Below are 731 nucleotides of genomic sequence, written 5' to 3'. Positions count from 1 at the left end.
GCCATGTACTGACCGGTATCCCGACGGCGTTCGCCGACGGGACGACAGGCACGCTGACGGCAAGCTATGTCTACAATCCGGCGACCGGCCTCGGCACGATCAGCTACTCCTACACGCTCATCGACAACACGCTGACCGATCCGTCGAGCACCAGCTTCGCGGTGGTGGTGACCGACGCCGACGGCGATCCGGCGCCGGCCGGTAATCTGGTCATCAATATCGTCGATGACGTGCCGACGGCGGTTGCCGATACGGACAGCATTGCAGCCGGCCAGTTTGGTCCCGCGACGGGCAATGTGCTTGTCGGCGGTACGGACGCGGTCGACGCGAACACCACGGACGGCGTTACCGACACCCAGGGCGCCGACGGCGCGACAGTGGTAGGCGTCCAGGCTGGTAACACCAATGCCGATGTCGACGACGCAGCCACGCTTGGCACGCAGATCCAGGGCGCCTACGGCAAGCTGACGCTCGCTGCCGACGGCACCTACAGCTATGTTCGCGATGCCGGCACGTCCGGTGGCGTCAACGACGTCTTCACCTATACGATCAAGGACGGCGACGGCGACACCTCGCACACCACGCTGACGATTTCGATCGGCGATGGAACGCCGACCGTATCGATCCCGGCAGCGGRCGGCGCCGACACGACGGTCTATGAGGCTGGCCTGCCGGCGCGCGCCGGCGAGCCTTCGGGCTCGAACGAGCCTGCGGCCTCGGAAACGACCTCG

General features: G+C 66.3%; 1 protein-coding gene. It reads left to right on the top strand.

From position 1 onward, the window contains the following. On the top strand, window positions 1-731 hold a 731-nt coding region (locus AC1D1N_RS32340; RefSeq protein WP_477353347.1), incomplete at both ends, for an Ig-like domain-containing protein.

The sequence above is a fragment of the Mesorhizobium sp. P2_B5 genome (assembly GCF_056404775.1).
This window is presented reverse-complemented; position numbering and strand designations above follow the sequence as displayed.